This is a genomic window from Klebsiella sp. GB_Kp056, assembly GCF_040064755.1.
GTDB classification, from domain to species: domain Bacteria; phylum Pseudomonadota; class Gammaproteobacteria; order Enterobacterales; family Enterobacteriaceae; genus Klebsiella; species Klebsiella quasipneumoniae.
Window position 1 is genome coordinate 38,429 of sequence record NZ_JBEAJA010000050.1, and the last position, 16,807, is coordinate 55,235.

General features: G+C 58.5%; 16 protein-coding genes. 5 read left to right on the forward strand and 11 right to left on the reverse strand.

Annotation, left to right across the window (positions count from 1 at the left end):
- Positions 1-145 precede the first annotated feature (145 nt).
- Positions 146-1,603: a cytosol nonspecific dipeptidase gene (pepD, locus tag ABLV52_RS12710; protein ID WP_023288511.1), complete on the forward strand. Its 1,458-nt coding sequence runs from the start codon at positions 146-148 to the stop codon at positions 1,601-1,603.
- 45 nt (positions 1,604-1,648) lie between these two features.
- Here pepD and ABLV52_RS12715 read toward each other — a convergent pair whose 3' ends face one another.
- Together ABLV52_RS12715 and dinB are read right to left on the reverse strand one after the other, a co-directional pair.
- Entirely contained in the window at positions 1,649-2,095 is a 447-nt protein-coding gene (locus tag ABLV52_RS12715) for a GNAT family N-acetyltransferase (RefSeq protein WP_044521129.1), read from the reverse strand.
- A 2-nt stretch (positions 2,096-2,097) separates the two neighbouring features.
- A complete protein-coding gene (gene dinB / locus ABLV52_RS12720; protein WP_348890460.1) occupies positions 2,098-3,153 on the reverse strand; it encodes a DNA polymerase IV in 1,056 nt (351 codons plus the stop codon).
- A 159-nt stretch (positions 3,154-3,312) separates the two neighbouring features.
- On the opposite strand from dinB, the gene ABLV52_RS12725 reads away from it, so the two are divergent.
- On the forward strand, positions 3,313-4,173 hold the full coding sequence (locus ABLV52_RS12725) for a glycerophosphodiester phosphodiesterase family protein (RefSeq protein ID WP_117135889.1): 861 nt from the start codon (positions 3,313-3,315) through the stop codon (positions 4,171-4,173).
- A gap of 262 nt (positions 4,174-4,435) precedes the next feature.
- Here ABLV52_RS12725 and nqrM read toward each other — a convergent pair whose 3' ends face one another.
- From nqrM to ABLV52_RS12760, 7 genes are read right to left on the reverse strand one after another with little or no spacing between them, the layout of a single operon-like run.
- Positions 4,436-4,651, reverse strand: a complete 216-nt coding sequence (nqrM, locus tag ABLV52_RS12730) for a (Na+)-NQR maturation NqrM (protein ID WP_004204638.1) — start codon at positions 4,649-4,651, stop codon at positions 4,436-4,438.
- A 2-nt stretch (positions 4,652-4,653) separates the two neighbouring features.
- A complete protein-coding gene (gene nqrF, locus ABLV52_RS12735; protein WP_004204637.1) occupies positions 4,654-5,877 on the reverse strand; it encodes an NADH:ubiquinone reductase (Na(+)-transporting) subunit F in 1,224 nt (407 codons plus the stop codon).
- Between the two features lie 12 nt (positions 5,878-5,889).
- Positions 5,890-6,486 carry an NADH:ubiquinone reductase (Na(+)-transporting) subunit E gene (gene nqrE, locus ABLV52_RS12740; protein WP_004177335.1) on the reverse strand — a complete coding sequence of 199 codons (597 nt, stop codon included), beginning with the start codon at positions 6,484-6,486 and terminating at the stop codon, positions 5,890-5,892.
- A gap of 6 nt (positions 6,487-6,492) precedes the next feature.
- Positions 6,493-7,131: an NADH:ubiquinone reductase (Na(+)-transporting) subunit D gene (locus ABLV52_RS12745; protein ID WP_023288507.1), complete on the reverse strand. Its 639-nt coding sequence runs from the start codon at positions 7,129-7,131 to the stop codon at positions 6,493-6,495.
- Complete coding sequence (locus ABLV52_RS12750) at positions 7,124-7,918, reverse strand: Na(+)-translocating NADH-quinone reductase subunit C (RefSeq protein ID WP_032453038.1); 795 nt, start codon at positions 7,916-7,918, stop codon at positions 7,124-7,126. Before ABLV52_RS12750 ends, ABLV52_RS12745 begins: the two co-directional genes overlap by 8 nt.
- Positions 7,911-9,149 (reverse strand): NADH:ubiquinone reductase (Na(+)-transporting) subunit B, encoded by a 1,239-nt coding sequence (locus ABLV52_RS12755; RefSeq protein ID WP_023288505.1) that lies wholly within the window; start codon positions 9,147-9,149, stop codon positions 7,911-7,913. The genes ABLV52_RS12750 and ABLV52_RS12755 overlap by 8 nt, the downstream gene beginning before the upstream one ends.
- 3 nt (positions 9,150-9,152) lie before the next feature.
- Positions 9,153-10,496, reverse strand: coding sequence for a Na(+)-translocating NADH-quinone reductase subunit A (locus ABLV52_RS12760; protein ID WP_032453036.1), 1,344 nt, complete (start codon positions 10,494-10,496; stop codon positions 9,153-9,155).
- Positions 10,497-10,906: 410 nt separating this feature from the next.
- Between ABLV52_RS12760 and dpaA the strand changes: the two genes are divergently transcribed.
- The gene (gene dpaA, locus ABLV52_RS12765) at positions 10,907-11,647 is read left to right on the forward strand and encodes a peptidoglycan meso-diaminopimelic acid protein amidase (protein ID WP_348890461.1); all 741 of its coding nucleotides are present in this window, start codon (positions 10,907-10,909) and stop codon (positions 11,645-11,647) included.
- On the opposite strand, the gene ABLV52_RS12770 is transcribed toward dpaA, so the two are convergent.
- Together ABLV52_RS12770 and lpcA are read right to left on the reverse strand one after the other, a co-directional pair.
- Entirely contained in the window at positions 11,618-12,385 is a 768-nt protein-coding gene (locus tag ABLV52_RS12770; RefSeq protein ID WP_004204630.1) for a class II glutamine amidotransferase, read from the reverse strand. The two genes, dpaA and ABLV52_RS12770, sit on opposite strands and share 30 nt — an antisense overlap.
- Positions 12,386-12,459: 74 nt before the next feature.
- Entirely contained in the window at positions 12,460-13,041 is a 582-nt protein-coding gene (gene lpcA, locus ABLV52_RS12775; protein ID WP_004145825.1) for a D-sedoheptulose 7-phosphate isomerase, read from the reverse strand.
- Positions 13,042-13,280: 239 nt separating this feature from the next.
- On the opposite strand from lpcA, the gene fadE reads away from it, so the two are divergent.
- Positions 13,281-15,725 carry an acyl-CoA dehydrogenase FadE gene (gene fadE / locus ABLV52_RS12780; RefSeq protein WP_032453035.1) on the forward strand — a complete coding sequence of 815 codons (2,445 nt, stop codon included), beginning with the start codon at positions 13,281-13,283 and terminating at the stop codon, positions 15,723-15,725.
- 178 nt (positions 15,726-15,903) lie between these two features.
- Positions 15,904-16,674 (forward strand): amidohydrolase, encoded by a 771-nt coding sequence (locus tag ABLV52_RS12785; protein ID WP_023288501.1) that lies wholly within the window; start codon positions 15,904-15,906, stop codon positions 16,672-16,674.
- The last annotated feature ends 133 nt before the right edge of the window (positions 16,675-16,807 follow it).

Sequence of the window (16,807 nt, forward strand, 5' to 3'; positions counted from 1 at the left end):
AACGCTTTTTGCGTTGTTTACACTACCTGCGGCGGTGGAAAGTGGTATTCTCACCCCCATCGCGCAAGCCCGGGCTTGTTGTGTATTTTAACGCTAACCCTCGTCCTGCAACCGCTGTATGCAGGAGTCTGTAAGGAGACTTACCGTGTCTGAACTGTCTCAACTATCCCCGCAGCCGCTTTGGGATATTTTCGCCAAGATTTGCTCCATCCCGCACCCGTCCTATCACGAAGAACAGCTCGCCGAGCACATTATGGGTTGGGCAAAAGAAAAAGGCTTACACGCGGAACGCGACCAGGTTGGCAACATTCTGATTCGTAAAGGCGCGACTGCCGGTATGGAAAACCGTAAGCCGGTAGCGCTGCAGGCGCACCTCGATATGGTGCCGCAGAAAAATAACGACACCGTCCACGACTTCGCCAAAGATCCGATCCAGCCGTACATTGACGGCGAATGGGTGAAAGCGCGCGGCACCACGCTGGGCGCGGACAACGGTATCGGGATGGCGTCCGCACTGGCGGTACTGGCCGACGACAGCGTCGCTCACGGCCCGCTGGAAGTGCTGCTGACCATGACCGAAGAAGCCGGTATGGACGGCGCCTTCGGTCTGCAGGCCAACTGGCTGCAGGCCGATATCCTGATCAACACCGACTCCGAAGAAGAAGGCGAAATCTATATGGGTTGCGCCGGCGGGATCGATTTCACCTCTAACCTGGCGCTGACCCGCGAAGCGATTCCGGCCGGTTTCCAGAGCTTTAAAGTCACCTTAAAAGGGCTGAAGGGCGGCCACTCCGGCGGTGACATCCATCTCGGTCTGGGTAACGCCAACAAGCTGCTGTCGCGCTTCCTTGCAGGCCACGCCGATGAGCTGGATCTGCGTCTGGTTGATTTCAACGGCGGTACGTTGCGCAACGCCATCCCGCGTGAAGCGTACGCTACTGTCGCCGTCGCCGCGGATAAAGCCGATGCGCTGAAAGCGCTGGTGAATACTTACCAGGCGCTGCTGCAAAACGAGTTGGCGGCCAAAGAGAAGAACCTGGCGGTGCTCCTGGAAGCGGTAGAGAACGACAAAGCGGCGCTGACTCAGGCCTCCCGCGACGGTTTCATCCGCCTGCTGAATGCCACGCCGAACGGGGTTATCCGCAACTCTGACGTGGCGAAAGGCGTAGTAGAAACCTCGCTGAACGTCGGCGTCGTCACCATGACCGATGACAATGTGCAGATCCACTGCCTGATCCGCTCGCTGATCGACAGCGGCAAAGACTATGTGGTCAGCATGCTGGAATCTCTGGGTAAACTGGCGGGGGCGAAAACCGAAGCCAAAGGCGCTTACCCTGGCTGGCAGCCGGACGCCAACTCGCCGGTGATGCACCTGGTGCGCGAGACTTACCAGCGTCTGTTCAACAAGACGCCGAACATCCAGATCATCCACGCCGGTCTGGAATGCGGCCTGTTCAAAAAACCGTATCCGGAGATGGACATGGTCTCCATCGGGCCAACCATTACCGGTCCGCACTCCCCGGATGAGCAGGTCCATATCGAGAGCGTCGGCCAGTACTGGACGCTGCTGACCGAGCTGCTGAAAGCCATTCCGGCTAAATAAGCACCACCACCGGCGGCAGCCCGCCGCCGGTTTCTCCCCCTCACCTTAGCGTCCCGCGCTTTCCATCCGGTAGTTAATAAACCACTCCCCGCGCGCCGCCACCCGCTGCTCAGCCACCACCTTAAAGCCATGGGCCGTAAAACAGGGTCTCGCGGTAATACTGGCGTCCACCGTCAGGATTTGCGCAGGATACTGAGCGCAGAGCGCCTCGATAAGCGCGCCGCCGATACCCTGCCGGCCGTGATCCGGCGAGACAAAGAGCAAATCGATATGCGTCCCGATAGCGGTGATAAAGCCAACCGGTTGACTCTCTATCTCCGCCACCAGCCCGTTTGCATCAGCCAGCTTTTGCCGCCAGCGCGTCTCATCCACCTGCGCCCAGGCCGCAATCTGCGCCGGAGTATAGTCCCGGCAGGCCGTTTCCCGCACCGCGCGCAGGAATATCCGACAGAGCAGTGGTAAATCGTTGTCGCGGTAAGGACGAATGTGCATGGTTAAATCCCTAATAAAAGCTGCCTTTCCAGCTGCGGATCGAGCAGCGTCACGTGGAGCCCAACCAGGCGCACGCCACGTCCGCCGCGGCGCTCATCCCAGGTCTTGTGCGCGGTGGCAATCAGATCCGCTTTGTTCAGCTGCGGCCAGACGTGCTCCTGGGTGGTCAGCTGGAAGTCATTGAATTTCAGTTTAATACCCTGACGGGCGATCAGCAGGTCCGGTTTGACCTTCGCCAGCCGGCGCTCCAGTTCGGGATAGAGATTTTCGATAATCGCTTCGCACTCTGACCATTCATGGATATCTTCCGCTAACGTCCGCTCCACCCCCACCGACTTGCGCTGCCGGTCGTTATGGATTTCCCGCTCATCAATCCCGTGGCTGCGCTCCCACAAAATACGGCCGAATTTACCGAAGCGCTTAAGCAGCATGGCCAGATCGCTGTTCTGCACATCGCCACAGGTACGCAGGCCCATATTTTCCAGCTTCGCCGCCGATACCTTCCCGACGCCGGGTATTTTCGCCAGCGGCAGCGCCCGTACAAACTCAGCCATCTGATGGGGAGCGATAACGAACTGGCCGTTGGGTTTATTCATGTCGGAGGCGATTTTGGCAAGAAACTTTACCGGCGCTACCCCCGCCGAGGCGGTGAGGCGCAGCTCCCGTTCGATGGTTTCGCGGATCTCCTGGGCGATCAGGGTGGCCGACCCGTGACAATGCACGCTGTCGCTGACATCAAGATAGGCTTCATCCAGCGACAGCGGCTCAATGCGCGAGGTATAGCGGGAGAAAATTTCGCGGATATGGTTCGAGGCTTCTTTGTAGGCATCAAAGCGGCCGGGAAGCAGCGTGAGATGCGGGCACAGCTTGAGCGCCGTCGCCGTCGGCATGGCGCTACGCACGCCAAACTTACGCGCAGGATAGTTCGCGGTACTAATCACGCCACGCTGTACCCGACTGCCGCCTATCGCGAGAGGTATATCGCGCAACGCCGGGTTGTCGCGCATCTCCACCGCCGCAAAGAAACAGTCCATATCGACATGGATAATTTTACGCATCGTCAGACTCAACACTGTATACCCATACAGCATAGCAAAACTCGCTGCGAATTTTATGCTTTTTTTATTTCATCGCCCAGAAAAGCGGTTAAAACATAAAAATGCAATAAATTATGTTTATTTTCATAAAGTTAATCGATAAATCTGGAAGATATAATCATGAAGAAAATACTTACCGCACTTTGCCTGCTGGCCTCCGCCGGCGCCTGGGCCGCCCCGCAGCTGATTGCCCATCGCGGCGGCACCGGCGATGCGCCAGAAAATACCCTGCCGGCCATTAAGCTGGCGCTGGAGAATAACGCCGAGGCCATCTGGGTCACGGTGCAGTTAAGCCACGACGGCGTGCCGGTGCTCTACCGGTCAAGCGATCTTTCCGCATTGACCAATAGCGAGGGCAACATTTCCAGTTTGACCGCCGCCGAGCTGGCGAAAGTCGATGCCGGCTGGAAATGGGGTGATGACAGCCACCCCTGGCGCGGTAGGCAGGCCACCATTCCCACGCTGCAAGCCGTTTTGCAGCAATGGCCGCACACGTTCTTCTACATCGACATTAAATCTCCGGATGCCGACCCGACCGTGATGGGCGAGCGCCTGCTTGCGGTGTTAAAAGCTACGCACAGCCTCGATCGCGTGCGGGTCTATTCCACCGAAGACCGCTATATCGCCGCGCTGCCGCCGGCTATTCCCCGCTTCGTCACCCGCAGCGAAACCCGCACCAGACTTGCCAGCATTTCGCTCAGCCATCAGTGCCAACCTGCCAGCCAGCGCGAAGGCGAGCAGTGGTATGGGCTGGAGCTGAAGCGCAAGGTAGAGGTGGTGGAGAAATTCACCCTTGGGGTAGGGGTCTCCCCGGCGACGCTCACCTGGGATAAAGAGGCGATGGATTGCTTCCGCTCGCAGGGTAAAGCGCACATTATCTTCTTCGGCATCAACAGTGCGGAAGATTACCGCACGGCGAAAGAGCTGGGCGCTGACGGCGTGATGGTCGATTCCCCGGCGCAGGCGAAAAGCTGGCAGTAAGGGAGTCAATGGCTAAAAAAGGCCGCGAAAGCGGCCTAACGTTGCTGGCATGTTGTTGCCGGGTGGCGGCTACGCCTTACCCGGCCTACCCTTCCAGGACTGGCTGTTAACTCACCGCCGGGCCTGGGGCAGTTGAAACTGCCGGTGCTGGCCGGAGCCCGGGGGCGGCGGCGACTGGCCGCCCCCGGTGCGCTCCCTGCGCCATGAGTGGCATCACGCAAAAGAAATATCGGGAGCGTAATCTGCCCGGAAACCTCACAGATTACAAAATGCGCCGCTGCTGGCGCTGCGCCTCGCGGGCGAGACGTTTCTTACGCGCGTCGCAGGGCTCAGGACAATCGCAGACTTTCTCCAGTCCCAGCGAGGAGATCCCGCCGCAGCTGCCCTGAATGCTCTTGCGCTTCACCAGGTAGCCCAGCGACATCCCGAGGATCACCAGCGCAAAAATCACAAAGGTTGCGACAAACACCGTCAGCATCGTCAGCCTCCAAAGTCGTCGAGCAGAATATTCTCGTCCTCGACGCCCAGATCCTTCAGCATCTTAATCACCGCGGCATTCATTACCGGCGGCCCGCACATGTAGAACTCGCAGTCTTCCGGCGCCGGATGATCGCGCAGATAGTTCTCGTACAGAACGTTATGGATAAAGCCGGTATGCCCCGTCCAGTTATCTTCCGGCAGCGGATCGGAGAGCGCAACGTGGAAGGTAAAGTTCGGGTTATCCCGCGCCAGCTGTTCAAACTCATCATCGTAGAACATCTCGCGCAGCGAGCGCGCTCCGTACCAGAAGCTGATTTTGCGTGTGCTGTGCAGGCGCTTGAGCTGGTCGAAAATATGCGAACGCATCGGCGCCATCCCGGCGCCGCCGCCGATAAACACCATCTCGGCGTCGGTCTCTTTGGCAAAGAACTCGCCGAACGGCCCCGAAATCGTCACCTTATCGCCCGGCTTCAGCGACCAGATATAGGACGACATGATCCCCGGCGGGGCATCCGGCACCTTCGGCGGCGGCGTCGCAATGCGCACGTTGAGCATAATGATGCCCTTCTCTTCCGGATAGTTAGCCATCGAGTAGGCGCGCAGGGTCGGCTCTTTCACCTCAGAGACGTAGCGGAACAGGTTGAACTTGTCCCAGTCCGAGCGGTATTCATCCGGGACATCGAAGTCAGCATAGGCCACTTTATGCGGTGGGCATTCGATCTGAATATAGCCCCCGGCGCGGAACGGCACCACCTCCCCCTCGGGGATCCGCAGCTTGAGCTCTTTAATGAAAGTGGCTTTGTTATCATTGGAGATAACTTCGCATTCCCATTTTTTGACGCCGAAGATTTCTTCCGGTAGCTCAATCTTCATGTTTTGCTTCACCGCGACCTGGCAGGCCAGACGGCAGCCGGCTTTGGCTTCGCGTTTGGTAATATGCGAAAGCTCGGTCGGCAGGATATCGCCGCCACCCTCTTTGATAGTCACCCGACACTGGCCGCAGGAGCCGCCGCCGCCGCAGGCGGAGGAGACAAAAATCCCGTTGCTGGACAGCGTGTTCAGCAGCTTATCCCCCGCCGGGGTACGGATCTGCTTATCCGCTTCGTTATTGATCTCAATAACCACGTCGCCCGCGTTCACCAGCTTTGAGCGCGCTGCCAGGATAAGCCCCGACAGCACCAGCACAATCAGCGTGAACATCACGACGCCAAGAATAATTTCCATACTTATTCGCCCTTATAGCTGCACGCCGGAGAAGGACATAAAGCCCAGCGCCATCAACCCGGTAGTGATAAAGGTGATCCCTAACCCGCGCAAACCGGCAGGCACGTTGGCGTACTTCATCTTTTCGCGGATCCCCGCCATCGCCACGATCGCCAGCATCCAGCCGATGCCGGAGCCGAAGCCGTAAACGATGGATTCCGGGAAGTTGTAATCACGCTGCACCATGAACGACACACCGCCGAAAATCGCGCAGTTAACCGCAATCAGCGGCAGGAAGATCCCCAGCGCGTTGTATAGCGCCGGGAAGTACTTATCGAGGATCATCTCGAGGATCTGTACCAGCGCGGCGATCACCCCGATAAAGGTGATGAAGTTCAGGAAGCTGAGGTCTACCCCTTCCACCAGCGCGCCGTCGCGCAGCACCAGGTTATACACCAGGTTGTTGATCGGTACGGCAAGACCCAGCACCACCGTCACCGCAACGCCGAGGCCGAAGGCGGTGGAGACCTTTTTCGACACCGCGAGGAAGGTACACATCCCGAGGAAAAAGGCCAGCGCCATGTTCTCAACAAACACCGCGCGGACAAACAGGCTAATGTAATGAGCCATCATCGATTACTCCTTTTCCTGCTGTTCAGGCTTCCAGCTACGCAGGGCCCAAATCAGTAAACCGATAATGAAGAACGCGCTCGGCGCCAGCAGGAACAGGCCGTTCGGCTGATACCAGCCGCCGTTCTGCACCGTCTCCAGCACTGTGATACCGAACAGCTTGCCGCTGCCGATAAGCTCGCGCAGGAAGCCGACGATAATCAGGATCGCGCCGTAGCCGAGACCGTTGCCGATACCGTCCATAAAGCTGGCCAGCGGCGGCGACTTCATGGCGTAAGCTTCAGCGCGCCCCATCACGATGCAGTTGGTGATGATAAGCCCGACGAATACCGACAGCTGCTTGGAAGTCTCATAGGCGAAAGCCCGCAGTAGCTGATCCACCACGATAACCAGCGAGGCGATGATCGCCATCTGCACGATGATGCGCACGCTGTTGGGAATGTGGTGGCGGATCATCGAGATAAACATGCTGGAGAACGCCGTCACCAGGGTCACCGCAATGGTCATCACGAAGGCGGTTTCCAGCTTAGTGGTGACCGCCAACGCGGAGCAGACGCCCAGCACCTGCAGGGCGATGGGGTTATTGGCGATGAGCGGCCCCACCAGCACGCGCTTCACCTCTTTCATCTCGCTCTGTTCAGCCATTGTTCAGCCCTCCTTCACGCACCTTTTTCAGGAACGGACCAAAGCCCAGTTCACCCATCCAGAAATCAAAGCTGTGCTGTACGCCATTTGACGTCAGCGTGGCGCCCGATAAGCCATCAACCGCATGCAGGTCACCAGCGCGCGCGCCGCCTTTGACCACTCTCAGCGCCGGCATGCCGTTGTCATCCAGCACCTGCTTGCCGACAAACTGCTGGCGCCAGTTCGGGTTCTCCACTTCGCCGCCCAGCCCCGGGGTCTCCCCCTGGTCATAGTAGGTAATGCCTTTCACCGTGCGGCCATCGACGTCCAGCGCCACGAAGGCGTACATCATCGACCACAGGCCATTGCCATAAATGGGCAACACCACCTGCTCAATCTTCTGCTGCGCGTCGCGCACCAGGTAGATTTCCGCCAGATTGCTGCGGCGTTTAATCCCCGCCGGATCCTGGCTGGCATCCAGCGCCATACTCTGCTGCGGATCCTTCAGCGCCTGGGCCTGATTGAATTTTGCCGGGTCTTTCTCCAGCAGCTCGCCGGTCGCCAGATTCACCAGTCGCGGCGAAATGCGCGCCGCGAAGGTGTCGGCGACCGCATCAGCATCCATGCCGGGCTGCATCAGGCCGGACACCGCCAGGATATTACGCTGCTTATCCAGCGCCCGCTGCGCCTGCTGGCGGGATTTCAGCCCCACGGCCGAGCCCGCTACCACGATGGAGCAGACCAGACAAAGCACCAGCACCACCAGCAGCGTTTTGCCGATGCTATCGTTACTTTTCTTCTCAGCCACGCGACTTCCTCCGCTTAATATTGGCCTGCACCACCAGGTAATCGAACAGCGGTGCGAAGAGGTTGGCGAAGAGGATCGCCAGCATCATCCCTTCCGGATAAGCCGGGTTCACCACGCGGATCAGCACGCACATCACGCCGATCAGCACGCCGTAACTCCATTTCCCTTTATCGGTAAACGAGGCGGATACCGGGTCCGTCGCCATAAACATCATGCCGAAGGCGAAGCCGCCGAGTACCAGATGCCAGTACCATGGCATAGCGAACATCGGGTTGGTGTCGGAGCCGATAACGTTAAACAGGGTAGCGGTGGCGACCATACCGATCATCACCCCGGCGACGATGCGCCAGGACGCGACGCGGCCAAAGAGGATGATCGCGCCGCCGATCAGGATCATTAGCGTGGAGACTTCGCCAATCGAGCCCGGAATATTGCCGAGGAAGGCGTCCATCCAGCTCACCGGGATGCCGGTAGCGACGTTAACCAGCGCTTCACCGCCGCCGCTGGCCCACTGGGAGAGCGGCGTAGCGCCGGAAAAACCGTCTGCCGCCGTCCACACCAGGTCGCCGGAGATTTGCGCCGGATAGGCGAAGAACAGGAACGCACGCCCCGCCAGCGCCGGGTTGAGGAAGTTGCGCCCGGTACCGCCGAAAATCTCTTTAGCGATCACCACCCCGAAGGAGATCCCCAGCGCCGCCTGCCACAGCGGCAGCGTGGGCGGGACGATCAGCGCGAACAGAATCGAGGTGACAAAGAAGCCTTCGTTGATTTCATGCTTGCGCACGATAGCGAACAGCACTTCCCAGAAGCCGCCGACGATAAAGACGGTGATATAGATCGGCAGGAAGAAGACCGCCCCCAGGGTCATCATGCTCAGCCAGCCGGCGTCGGCGCTGAAGCTCACCCCTAACCACTGGGCGACGCTATAGTGCCAGTTATTGGCGATCGCCTGCTGCAATTGTTCGGCGCCGTAAAGCTTATGCAGCGCCGGTATGGTCTGCAGCCCGACGTTATACATCCCCCAGAACATCGCCGGAAAGACGGCAAACCACACGAGGATCATCAACCGCTTGAGGTCGATGGCGTCGCGCACGTGCGCCGCGCCGCGGGTGACCTGGCCTGGTGTATAGAAGATGGTCGCCGCCGCTTCATACAGCGGGTAATATTTTTCCAGCTTGCCGCCGTGCGTGAAATGCGGCTCAATTTTTTCAATCAGATGCTTTAAGCCCATCTCTTATCCTTCCTGCTCAATCCGGGTTAATACGCTGCGCAGCGCAGGGCCATATTCATACTTACCGGGGCAGACGTAGGTGCACAGCGCCAGATCTTCTTCATCCAGCTCCAGACAGCCCAGCGCCTGAGCGCTGTCGGTATCCCCGGCCAGCAGATCGCGCAGCAGTATGGTCGGCAGGATATCCAGCGGCATCACCCGCTCGTAGTTGCCGATCGGCACCATCGCCCGCTCGCCGCCGTGGGTATCGGTAGAGAAATGAAAGCGCTTGCGCCTGAAGAAATGGCCCAGCGTGGTGCGGGTAATCGAGAATTTCTCTTTGCCCGGCATCACCCAGCCGAAGAGCTCTTTTTCCCGCCCTTCTTTAACCACGCTCACCTGCAGATGGAAGCGCCCGAGGAAGGCGTGGGGGCCATGGGCGCGGGTGCCGCTGAGCACCGAGCCGGAAATGACCCGGTTTTCCCCCTCCTGCAACTCCCCTGCCAGCAGATCGTCCAGGCTGGCGCCCAGCGTCGTCTTGACCAGTCGCGGCGATATCACCTGCGGGCCGCCGAGCGCGATCACCCGTTCGCAGTAGAGCTCCCCGTCGAGGAAAAGCTTACCAATGGCGATCGCGTCCTGATAATTGAGGTGCCAGACCTGCTTATTCAGGCTCACCGGCTCGAGGAAATGAATATGCGTTCCCGGCAGCCCCGCCGGGTGCGGCCCGCTGAACTGGTTAAAACTGACCTGGCCGACAGGATGACCGCCGAGCTTGCCGCCGCTGGGCTGGCAGACATGGACTTTCCCGTCGGTCAGACGCGTAAGCACGGTAAGGCCAGCGTCGAAAGCGGCCCGTTCGGCCAGAATAATCGGCTGCGGCTCCGCCGCCAGCGGATTGGTATCCATAGCGTTGACAAAGATGGCGGCCGGCACGCTGCCCGGGAGCGGCGTTTTACTGAATGGCCGTGTGCGCAGCGCGGTCCACTGGCCCGACGCCAGCAGCTGCTGCTGCACGGTGTCGCGCGGCAGTTCAGCCAGCGCGTCCGCGGCGTAACGCGTAAACGCCACCGCGTCATTGCCCTCGATATCAATCACCACCGACTGCAACACGCGCCGTTCACCGCGGTGGATCGCGCTGACGACCCCGCTCGCCGGGGCGGTAAAGCAGACGCCGGGGTTCTTTTTATCTTCGAACAGGATCTGACCTTTTTTGACCCGATCGCCTTCTTTGACCGCCATGGCGGGACGCATGCCGACGTACTCTTCGCCGAGTAGCGCGACGCGCTTCACCGCTGGTGCGGGAGAAATCTGCTGTAATGGCATGCCAGCTATGGGCAAATCCAGCCCTTTTGTGATTTTAATCATATCGTTAGCAGGTATCCGTAACCTCAACCCCGACGCAGGCGGGGCCAGCTTATTGACAGAATGGCAGAGAAGAAAGGGCGAAACGGCGCCAGATGCGCTCAGGACGGAAGAGAAGCATCCTTTCTTACTCTGGTGATGAACCGGCGCAAGTGTAACATTTCGTGAGCGTCGGCTGTAGCGCGAGAGGCAATAAGTGCTTCTAAAATGCGAGCTATTGCGCAAAGTTCTCACTGTGTTTTCGTCGCTGGCAGGGTATAAAGTGAGGCGGAATTGTAAACGCCGCCACGTCGCCCTTGCGAAAAAATGCCGTGATGCTAATGTGAGCGCTCTAAATCCAGAAAACTCTGATTTCGGGTCTCTCTTGCCGTCCTGGCAATGTGGCTATTTTGTTTTATCAAGGAACAAGCAGTATGCGCAAAATCGCATTATTTATTGCGATGCTTCTGCTGCCGTGCATGTCATTTGCCGGGCTGCTCAGCAGCAACAGCCCGACGACGCCGGTTAGCAAAGAATATAAGCAGCAATTAATGGGTTCACCGGTTTACATTGAGATCTTTAAAGAAGAGCGCATGCTCGACCTTTACGTCAAAATGGGTGAGACCTACCAGCTCCTCGACAGCTATCGGATCTGCAACTACTCCGGAGGCCTGGGCCCGAAACAGCGCCAGGGCGATTTCAAGAGTCCGGAAGGGTTCTATAACGTCACCCGCAGCCAGCTCAAACCCGACAGCCGCTTCTATAAAGCGATCAATATCGGCTTCCCGAACGCCTACGATCGCGCCCATGGTTATGAAGGGAAATACCTGATGATCCACGGCGACTGCGTCTCTGTCGGCTGCTACGCTATGACCGACAGCGGGATCGATGAGATCTTCCAGTTCGTGACCGGCGCCTTAGTCTTCGGTCAGCCAAGCGTGCAGGTGAGTATCTATCCGTTCCGCATGACCAACGCCAATATGGAACGCCACAAATACTCCTACTATGCGGATTTCTGGAAACAGCTGAAGCCTGGCTATGATTATTTCCAGCAAACCCACAAACCGCCGGTCGTATCAGTGACCGACGGCCGCTATGTGGTGAGCAAGCCGCTCAGCCACGAGGTTGTCCAGCCGCAGCTGGCCTCAAACTATTCGCTCCCCGAGACAAAATAACGCCCACTCGCCTGGCATGATCTTATGCCAGGTCTCATTGGCCGTCAGCGGCTGCGTGGCGATAACCGTGACCACATCGTTGGGTGTGGTCTCGCGTTGAAAGTCGATCTCCACATCCTGGTCCAGCAGTTTTGCCACGCCGAACGGCGCCCGCCGGGTGATCCAGTGCAGGTTGGTCGAGCAGAACGCCATCACATAGCGTCCGTCCGACAGCAGCATGTTGAACACCCCTTTCTCACGCAGTTCCCCCGCCAGGGTGGCGATATACTTAAATACTCCCAGCATATTGCCCGGCGTACGCGGGTAGCGCTCGGTTAAGCGGTGCAGCAGCCAGCAGAAGGCCTTTTCACTGTCGGTTTCACCTACCGGGTGGAAATTGCCGGTTTTCAGCGACTTATAGCCTTTGAGCTGCCCGTTGTGCGCGTAGGTCCAGTTACGCCCCCACAGTTCGCGGGTGAATGGATGAGTATTCTCCAGGGCCACCATCCCGCGATTGGCCTGGCGGATATGCGCGACGACGGAACAGGACTTAATGGGGTAATCCTGGACCAGTTTCGCGATCGGCGACTGAAAGCTCGGCTGCGGATCTTTGAATGTGCGACAGCCTTTGCCTTCATAGAAGGTGATGCCCCAGCCGTCTTTATGCGGCCCCGTCCCGCCTCCGCGCTGTACCAGCCCGGTAAAGCTAAAACAGATATCTGTTGGCACATTGGCGCTCATCCCGAGCAGTTCGCACATAGATCACCTCACCATCACAAATCACGACGGCGCCGAAGCGAGGCCGCCGTCAACAGTACACACTCACCTGCCTGTTAGCCTTTCGCCATCTCTTTTTCGATCAGCATAATCAGGATATGGATCACTTTGATGTGGATCTCCTGAATGCGGTCGGCGTAGCCAAAGTGCGGCACGCGAATTTCCACATCGGCGCTACCGGCCATTTTACCGCCGTCCTTACCGGTCAGGGTGATCACTTTCATCCCCTGCGCCCGCGCGGCCTCAATGGCCTTGATTACGTTGCCGGAGTTGCCGGAGGTGGAGATGCCGAGCAGCACATCGCCCGCGCGGCCGACGGATTCAACGTAGCGGGAGAAGACATACTCATAGCCAAAATCATTGCTCACGCAGGAGAGATGGCTGACGTCGGAGATCGCAATGGCCGGATATCCCGGGCGGTTTTCGCGATAACGTCCGGTCAGTTCTTCCGCAAAATGCATCGCATCGCAATGTGAACCGCCGTTGCCGCAGGACAGCACTTTACCACCCGCCTTAAAGCTATCCGCCAGCAGGACAGCGGCACGCTGGATAGCATGGATATTGGCTTCGTCCTGCAGAAAGTTAGCCAGCGTTTCCGCGGCTTCGTTCAGTTCGTTACGAATAAGATCCTGGTACATGAGGATAATCCTTCAGTATGAGTGGAATAACCCTGGCAGTGTACCGGATAGCCGCCGAAGCGAGAAGCAGCAGGCTGCGTTATCCCCCGCCCTTTTGATTTTATGTGCCGCTTTTGCATACAACAATGTGAGCAAGGTTGTAATTATTTTGTAAACACATTGCTAAATAAAAAGGCATGCACTACAACCAATACATCACAAGTGGTCAGACCTCCTACAAGCACAGGGAGCATTTCTCTATGATGATTTTGAGTATTGTTGCAACCGTTGTTTTACTCGGTGCGCTCTTCTATCACCGGGTCAGCCTGCTGCTCAGCAGCGTGATTTTGCTCGCCTGGACCGCAGCGCTCGGCGCGGCCGGTCTGTGGAATATCTGGCTGCTGCTGCCGCTGGCGATCATTCTGTTGCCGTTTAACTTTGCGCCTATGCGTAAATCCATGATTTCCGCACCGGCGTTTCGCGCCTTCCGCAAGGTCATGCCGCCGATGTCGCGTACCGAAAAAGAGGCCATCGACGCCGGGACCACCTGGTGGGAGGGGGATCTGTTTCGCGGTAATCCTGACTGGCATAAGCTGCATAACTATCCGCAGCCGCGTCTGACCGCCGAAGAGCAAGCCTTCCTCGACGGCCCGGTGGAAGAAGCCTGCCGGATGGCTAACGACTTCGCCATCACCCACGAAATGGCCGATCTGCCGCCGGAGCTGTGGGCGTATCTGAAAGAACACCGCTTCTTCGCGATGATCATCAAGAAAGAGTATGGCGGGCTTGAATTCTCCGCTTATGCCCAGTCGCGGGTGCTGCAGAAGCTCTCTGGCGTCTCCGGCATTCTGGCGATCACCGTCGGCGTCCCGAACTCACTGGGGCCGGGCGAGCTGCTGCAGCATTACGGTACTGAAGAGCAGAAAAACCATTACCTGCCGCGTCTGGCGCGCGGGCTGGAGATCCCCTGCTTCGCACTCACCAGTCCGGAAGCGGGCTCCGACGCCGGCGCCATCCCGGATACCGGCGTGGTCTGCATGGGCGACTGGCAGGGCCAGCAGGTGCTGGGTATGCGCCTGACATGGAACAAACGCTACATTACGCTGGCGCCTATCGCCACCGTGCTGGGATTGGCCTTTAAACTTTCTGACCCGGATCGTCTGCTGGGCGGGGAAGAAGAGCTGGGCATCACCTGCGCGCTGATCCCGACCTCCACCCCGGGCGTGGAAATTGGCCGTCGCCACTTCCCGCTTAACGTCCCGTTCCAGAACGGCCCAACCCGCGGCAAAGATATCTTCGTGCCGATCGATTACATCATCGGTGGGCCGGGGATGGCCGGTCAGGGCTGGCGCATGCTGGTTGAATGTCTGTCGGTGGGCCGCGGTATTACGCTGCCGTCCAACTCCACCGGCGGCCTGAAATCGGTGGCTATGGCGACCGGGGCTTACGCCCATATTCGCCGCCAGTTCAAAATCTCGATCGGTAAAATGGAAGGCATTGAAGAGGCGCTGGCGCGCATTGCCGGTAATGCTTATGTGATGGATGCTGCGGCGTCGCTGATCACCTACGGCATTATGCTCGGCGAGAAACCGGCGGTGCTCTCCGCGATCGTGAAATATCACTGCACCCACCGCGGCCAGCGCTCCATTATCGACGCAATGGATATTACCGGCGGGAAAGGCATTATGCTGGGCGAAGGCAACTTCCTCGCCCGGGCATATCAGGGCGCGCCTATCGCCATCACCGTGGAAGGTGCGAATATTCTGACCCGTAGCATGATGATCTTCGGTCAGGGTGCGATTCGCTGCCATCCGTACGTGCTGGAGGAGATGGCTGCCGCGCAGAACAACGACCTGAACGCCTATGACAAGCTGCTGTTCAAACATATCGGCCATGTCGGCAGTAACAAAGTACGGAGTTTCTGGTTGGGCCTGACCGGCGGACGCACCAGCAGCGCGCCGACCCGCGACGTCACCCGCCGCTACTATCAGCAAATGAACCGTCTGAGCGCTAACCTGGCGCTGCTGTCAGACGTCTCGATGGCGGTGCTGGGGGGCAGTCTCAAGCGTCGCGAACGTATCTCCGCGCGTCTGGGGGATGTGTTAAGCCAGCTGTACCTGGCCTCGGCGGTGCTGAAACGCTATGACGATGAAGGACGCAATGAAGCCGATCTGCCGCTGGTTCACTGGGGGGTGCAGGATGCGCTGCATCAGGCCGAGCAGGCCATCGACGATCTGCTGAAAAACTTCCCCAACCGTCTGGTGGCTGGCGCAATGCGCCTGGTCATCTTCCCGACCGGTCGTCATCATCATGCGCCGTCGGATAAGCTGGACCATAAAGTCGCTAAAATTCTGCAGGTGCCCAGCGCCACCCGCTCCCGCATCGGTCGCGGTCAGTACCTGACGCCGAGCGAGCATAACCCGGTCGGCCTGCTGGAAGAGGCGCTGCTGGAAGTGATGGCGGCCGATCCTATCCACCAGCGTATCTGCAAAGAGTTGGGTAAAAATCTGCCGTTCACCCGTCTCGACGAACTGGCCGCCCATGCCCTGGCGAAAGGCTTAATCAGTCAGGATGAAGCCGCCATTTTGACCCGAGCAGAGCACAGTCGCTTGCGCAGCATTAACGTTGACGACTTTGCGCCAGAGGAGCTGGCAACCCAGCCGGTAAAGCTGCCGGAAAAAGTTCGCAACGTTGAAGCCGCATAATAAAACAACAACCACATCACACGCCGGGCGGGGAATTTTCCCCGCCTTTTTTTCGTCTCTCCTTCCCCCGCCGTTCCTGTTAGTAGCATTTTTTTAACAAAATATTCCGCGGACCGCCGCGAGGCTGATAAGGTGTTACAGTTAACCTAACCCCCTCATGAGAATGGAGTTGACCATTGTGCCTGGCCTGAAAATTACGCTGTTGCAACAACCGCTGGTCTGGATGGACGGCCCTGCTAACCTGCGCCATTTTGATCGCCAACTGGAAGGGATTGTCGGGCGCGATATCATTGTTTTACCTGAGATGTTTACCACCGGCTTTGCGATGGAAGCGGCAAAACAATCTTTACCCGAGGCCGAGGTGGTAGCGTGGATGCATGCCCGGGCGGCGCAAACCCAGGCGCTGATCGCCGGCAGCGCGGCGCTGCAAACTGAGCGCGGGGCCGTTAACCGCTTCCTGCTGGTCGAGCCTGACGGCACGGTCCATCATTATGATAAACGTCACCTGTTTCGTATGGCGGATGAACACCATCACTATGAGGCCGGAGACAAGCGCGTGGTCTTTGAATGGCGCGGATGGCGGATCCTGCCGCTGGTCTGTTACGACCTGCGCTTTCCGGTATGGTCGCGTAACCTTAACGACTATGATTTGGCGCTGTATGTGGCGAACTGGCCGGCGCCGCGCTCGCTGCACTGGCAGTCGCTGCTGGTCGCCCGCGCGATTGAGAACCAGGCCTACGTCGCCGGCTGTAACCGGGTCGGCACCGACGGCAACGGTCATCATTACCGCGGTGATAGCCGGATTATCAGTCCCCAGGGGGAGATTGTCGCCACCGCCGATCCGCATCAGGCCACTCGTCTTGACGCCGAACTGTCGCTGAGCGCCCTCCAGGAATATCGTGAAAAATTCCCCGCCTGGCGCGATGCCGATCCTTTTACTCTGGATTAATCCCCCTCCGCTTTCTTCCCCCTTCTGCGGGAAAAGAAAGCGGAATTTCCTCTTGCCGCGCCCAGCAGAATATTTACAAGGCGCCCTTCATTTCTGTTCTACACTCATTAAACGGCCCACAACCAAACGGGCG

What these genes read in the sequence shown, in the direction of transcription:
- ABLV52_RS12715 (WP_044521129.1), bottom strand. Translation starts at nt 2,095, where the DNA reads ATGCACATTCGTCCTTACCGCGACAACGATTTACCACTGCTCTGTCGG.
- dinB (WP_348890460.1), bottom strand. Translation starts at nt 3,153, where the DNA reads ATGCGTAAAATTATCCATGTCGATATGGACTGTTTCTTTGCGGCGGTG.
- ABLV52_RS12725 (WP_117135889.1), top strand. Translation starts at nt 3,313, where the DNA reads ATGAAGAAAATACTTACCGCACTTTGCCTGCTGGCCTCCGCCGGCGCC.
- nqrM (WP_004204638.1), bottom strand. Translation starts at nt 4,651, where the DNA reads ATGCTGACGGTGTTTGTCGCAACCTTTGTGATTTTTGCGCTGGTGATC.
- nqrF (WP_004204637.1), bottom strand. Translation starts at nt 5,877, where the DNA reads ATGGAAATTATTCTTGGCGTCGTGATGTTCACGCTGATTGTGCTGGTG.
- nqrE (WP_004177335.1), bottom strand. Translation starts at nt 6,486, where the DNA reads ATGGCTCATTACATTAGCCTGTTTGTCCGCGCGGTGTTTGTTGAGAAC.
- ABLV52_RS12745 (WP_023288507.1), bottom strand. Translation starts at nt 7,131, where the DNA reads ATGGCTGAACAGAGCGAGATGAAAGAGGTGAAGCGCGTGCTGGTGGGG.
- ABLV52_RS12755 (WP_023288505.1), bottom strand. Translation starts at nt 9,149, where the DNA reads ATGGGCTTAAAGCATCTGATTGAAAAAATTGAGCCGCATTTCACGCAC.
- ABLV52_RS12760 (WP_032453036.1), bottom strand. Translation starts at nt 10,496, where the DNA reads ATGATTAAAATCACAAAAGGGCTGGATTTGCCCATAGCTGGCATGCCA.
- dpaA (WP_348890461.1), top strand. Translation starts at nt 10,907, where the DNA reads ATGCGCAAAATCGCATTATTTATTGCGATGCTTCTGCTGCCGTGCATG.
- ABLV52_RS12770 (WP_004204630.1), bottom strand. Translation starts at nt 12,385, where the DNA reads ATGTGCGAACTGCTCGGGATGAGCGCCAATGTGCCAACAGATATCTGT.
- lpcA (WP_004145825.1), bottom strand. Translation starts at nt 13,041, where the DNA reads ATGTACCAGGATCTTATTCGTAACGAACTGAACGAAGCCGCGGAAACG.
- fadE (WP_032453035.1), top strand. Translation starts at nt 13,281, where the DNA reads ATGATGATTTTGAGTATTGTTGCAACCGTTGTTTTACTCGGTGCGCTC.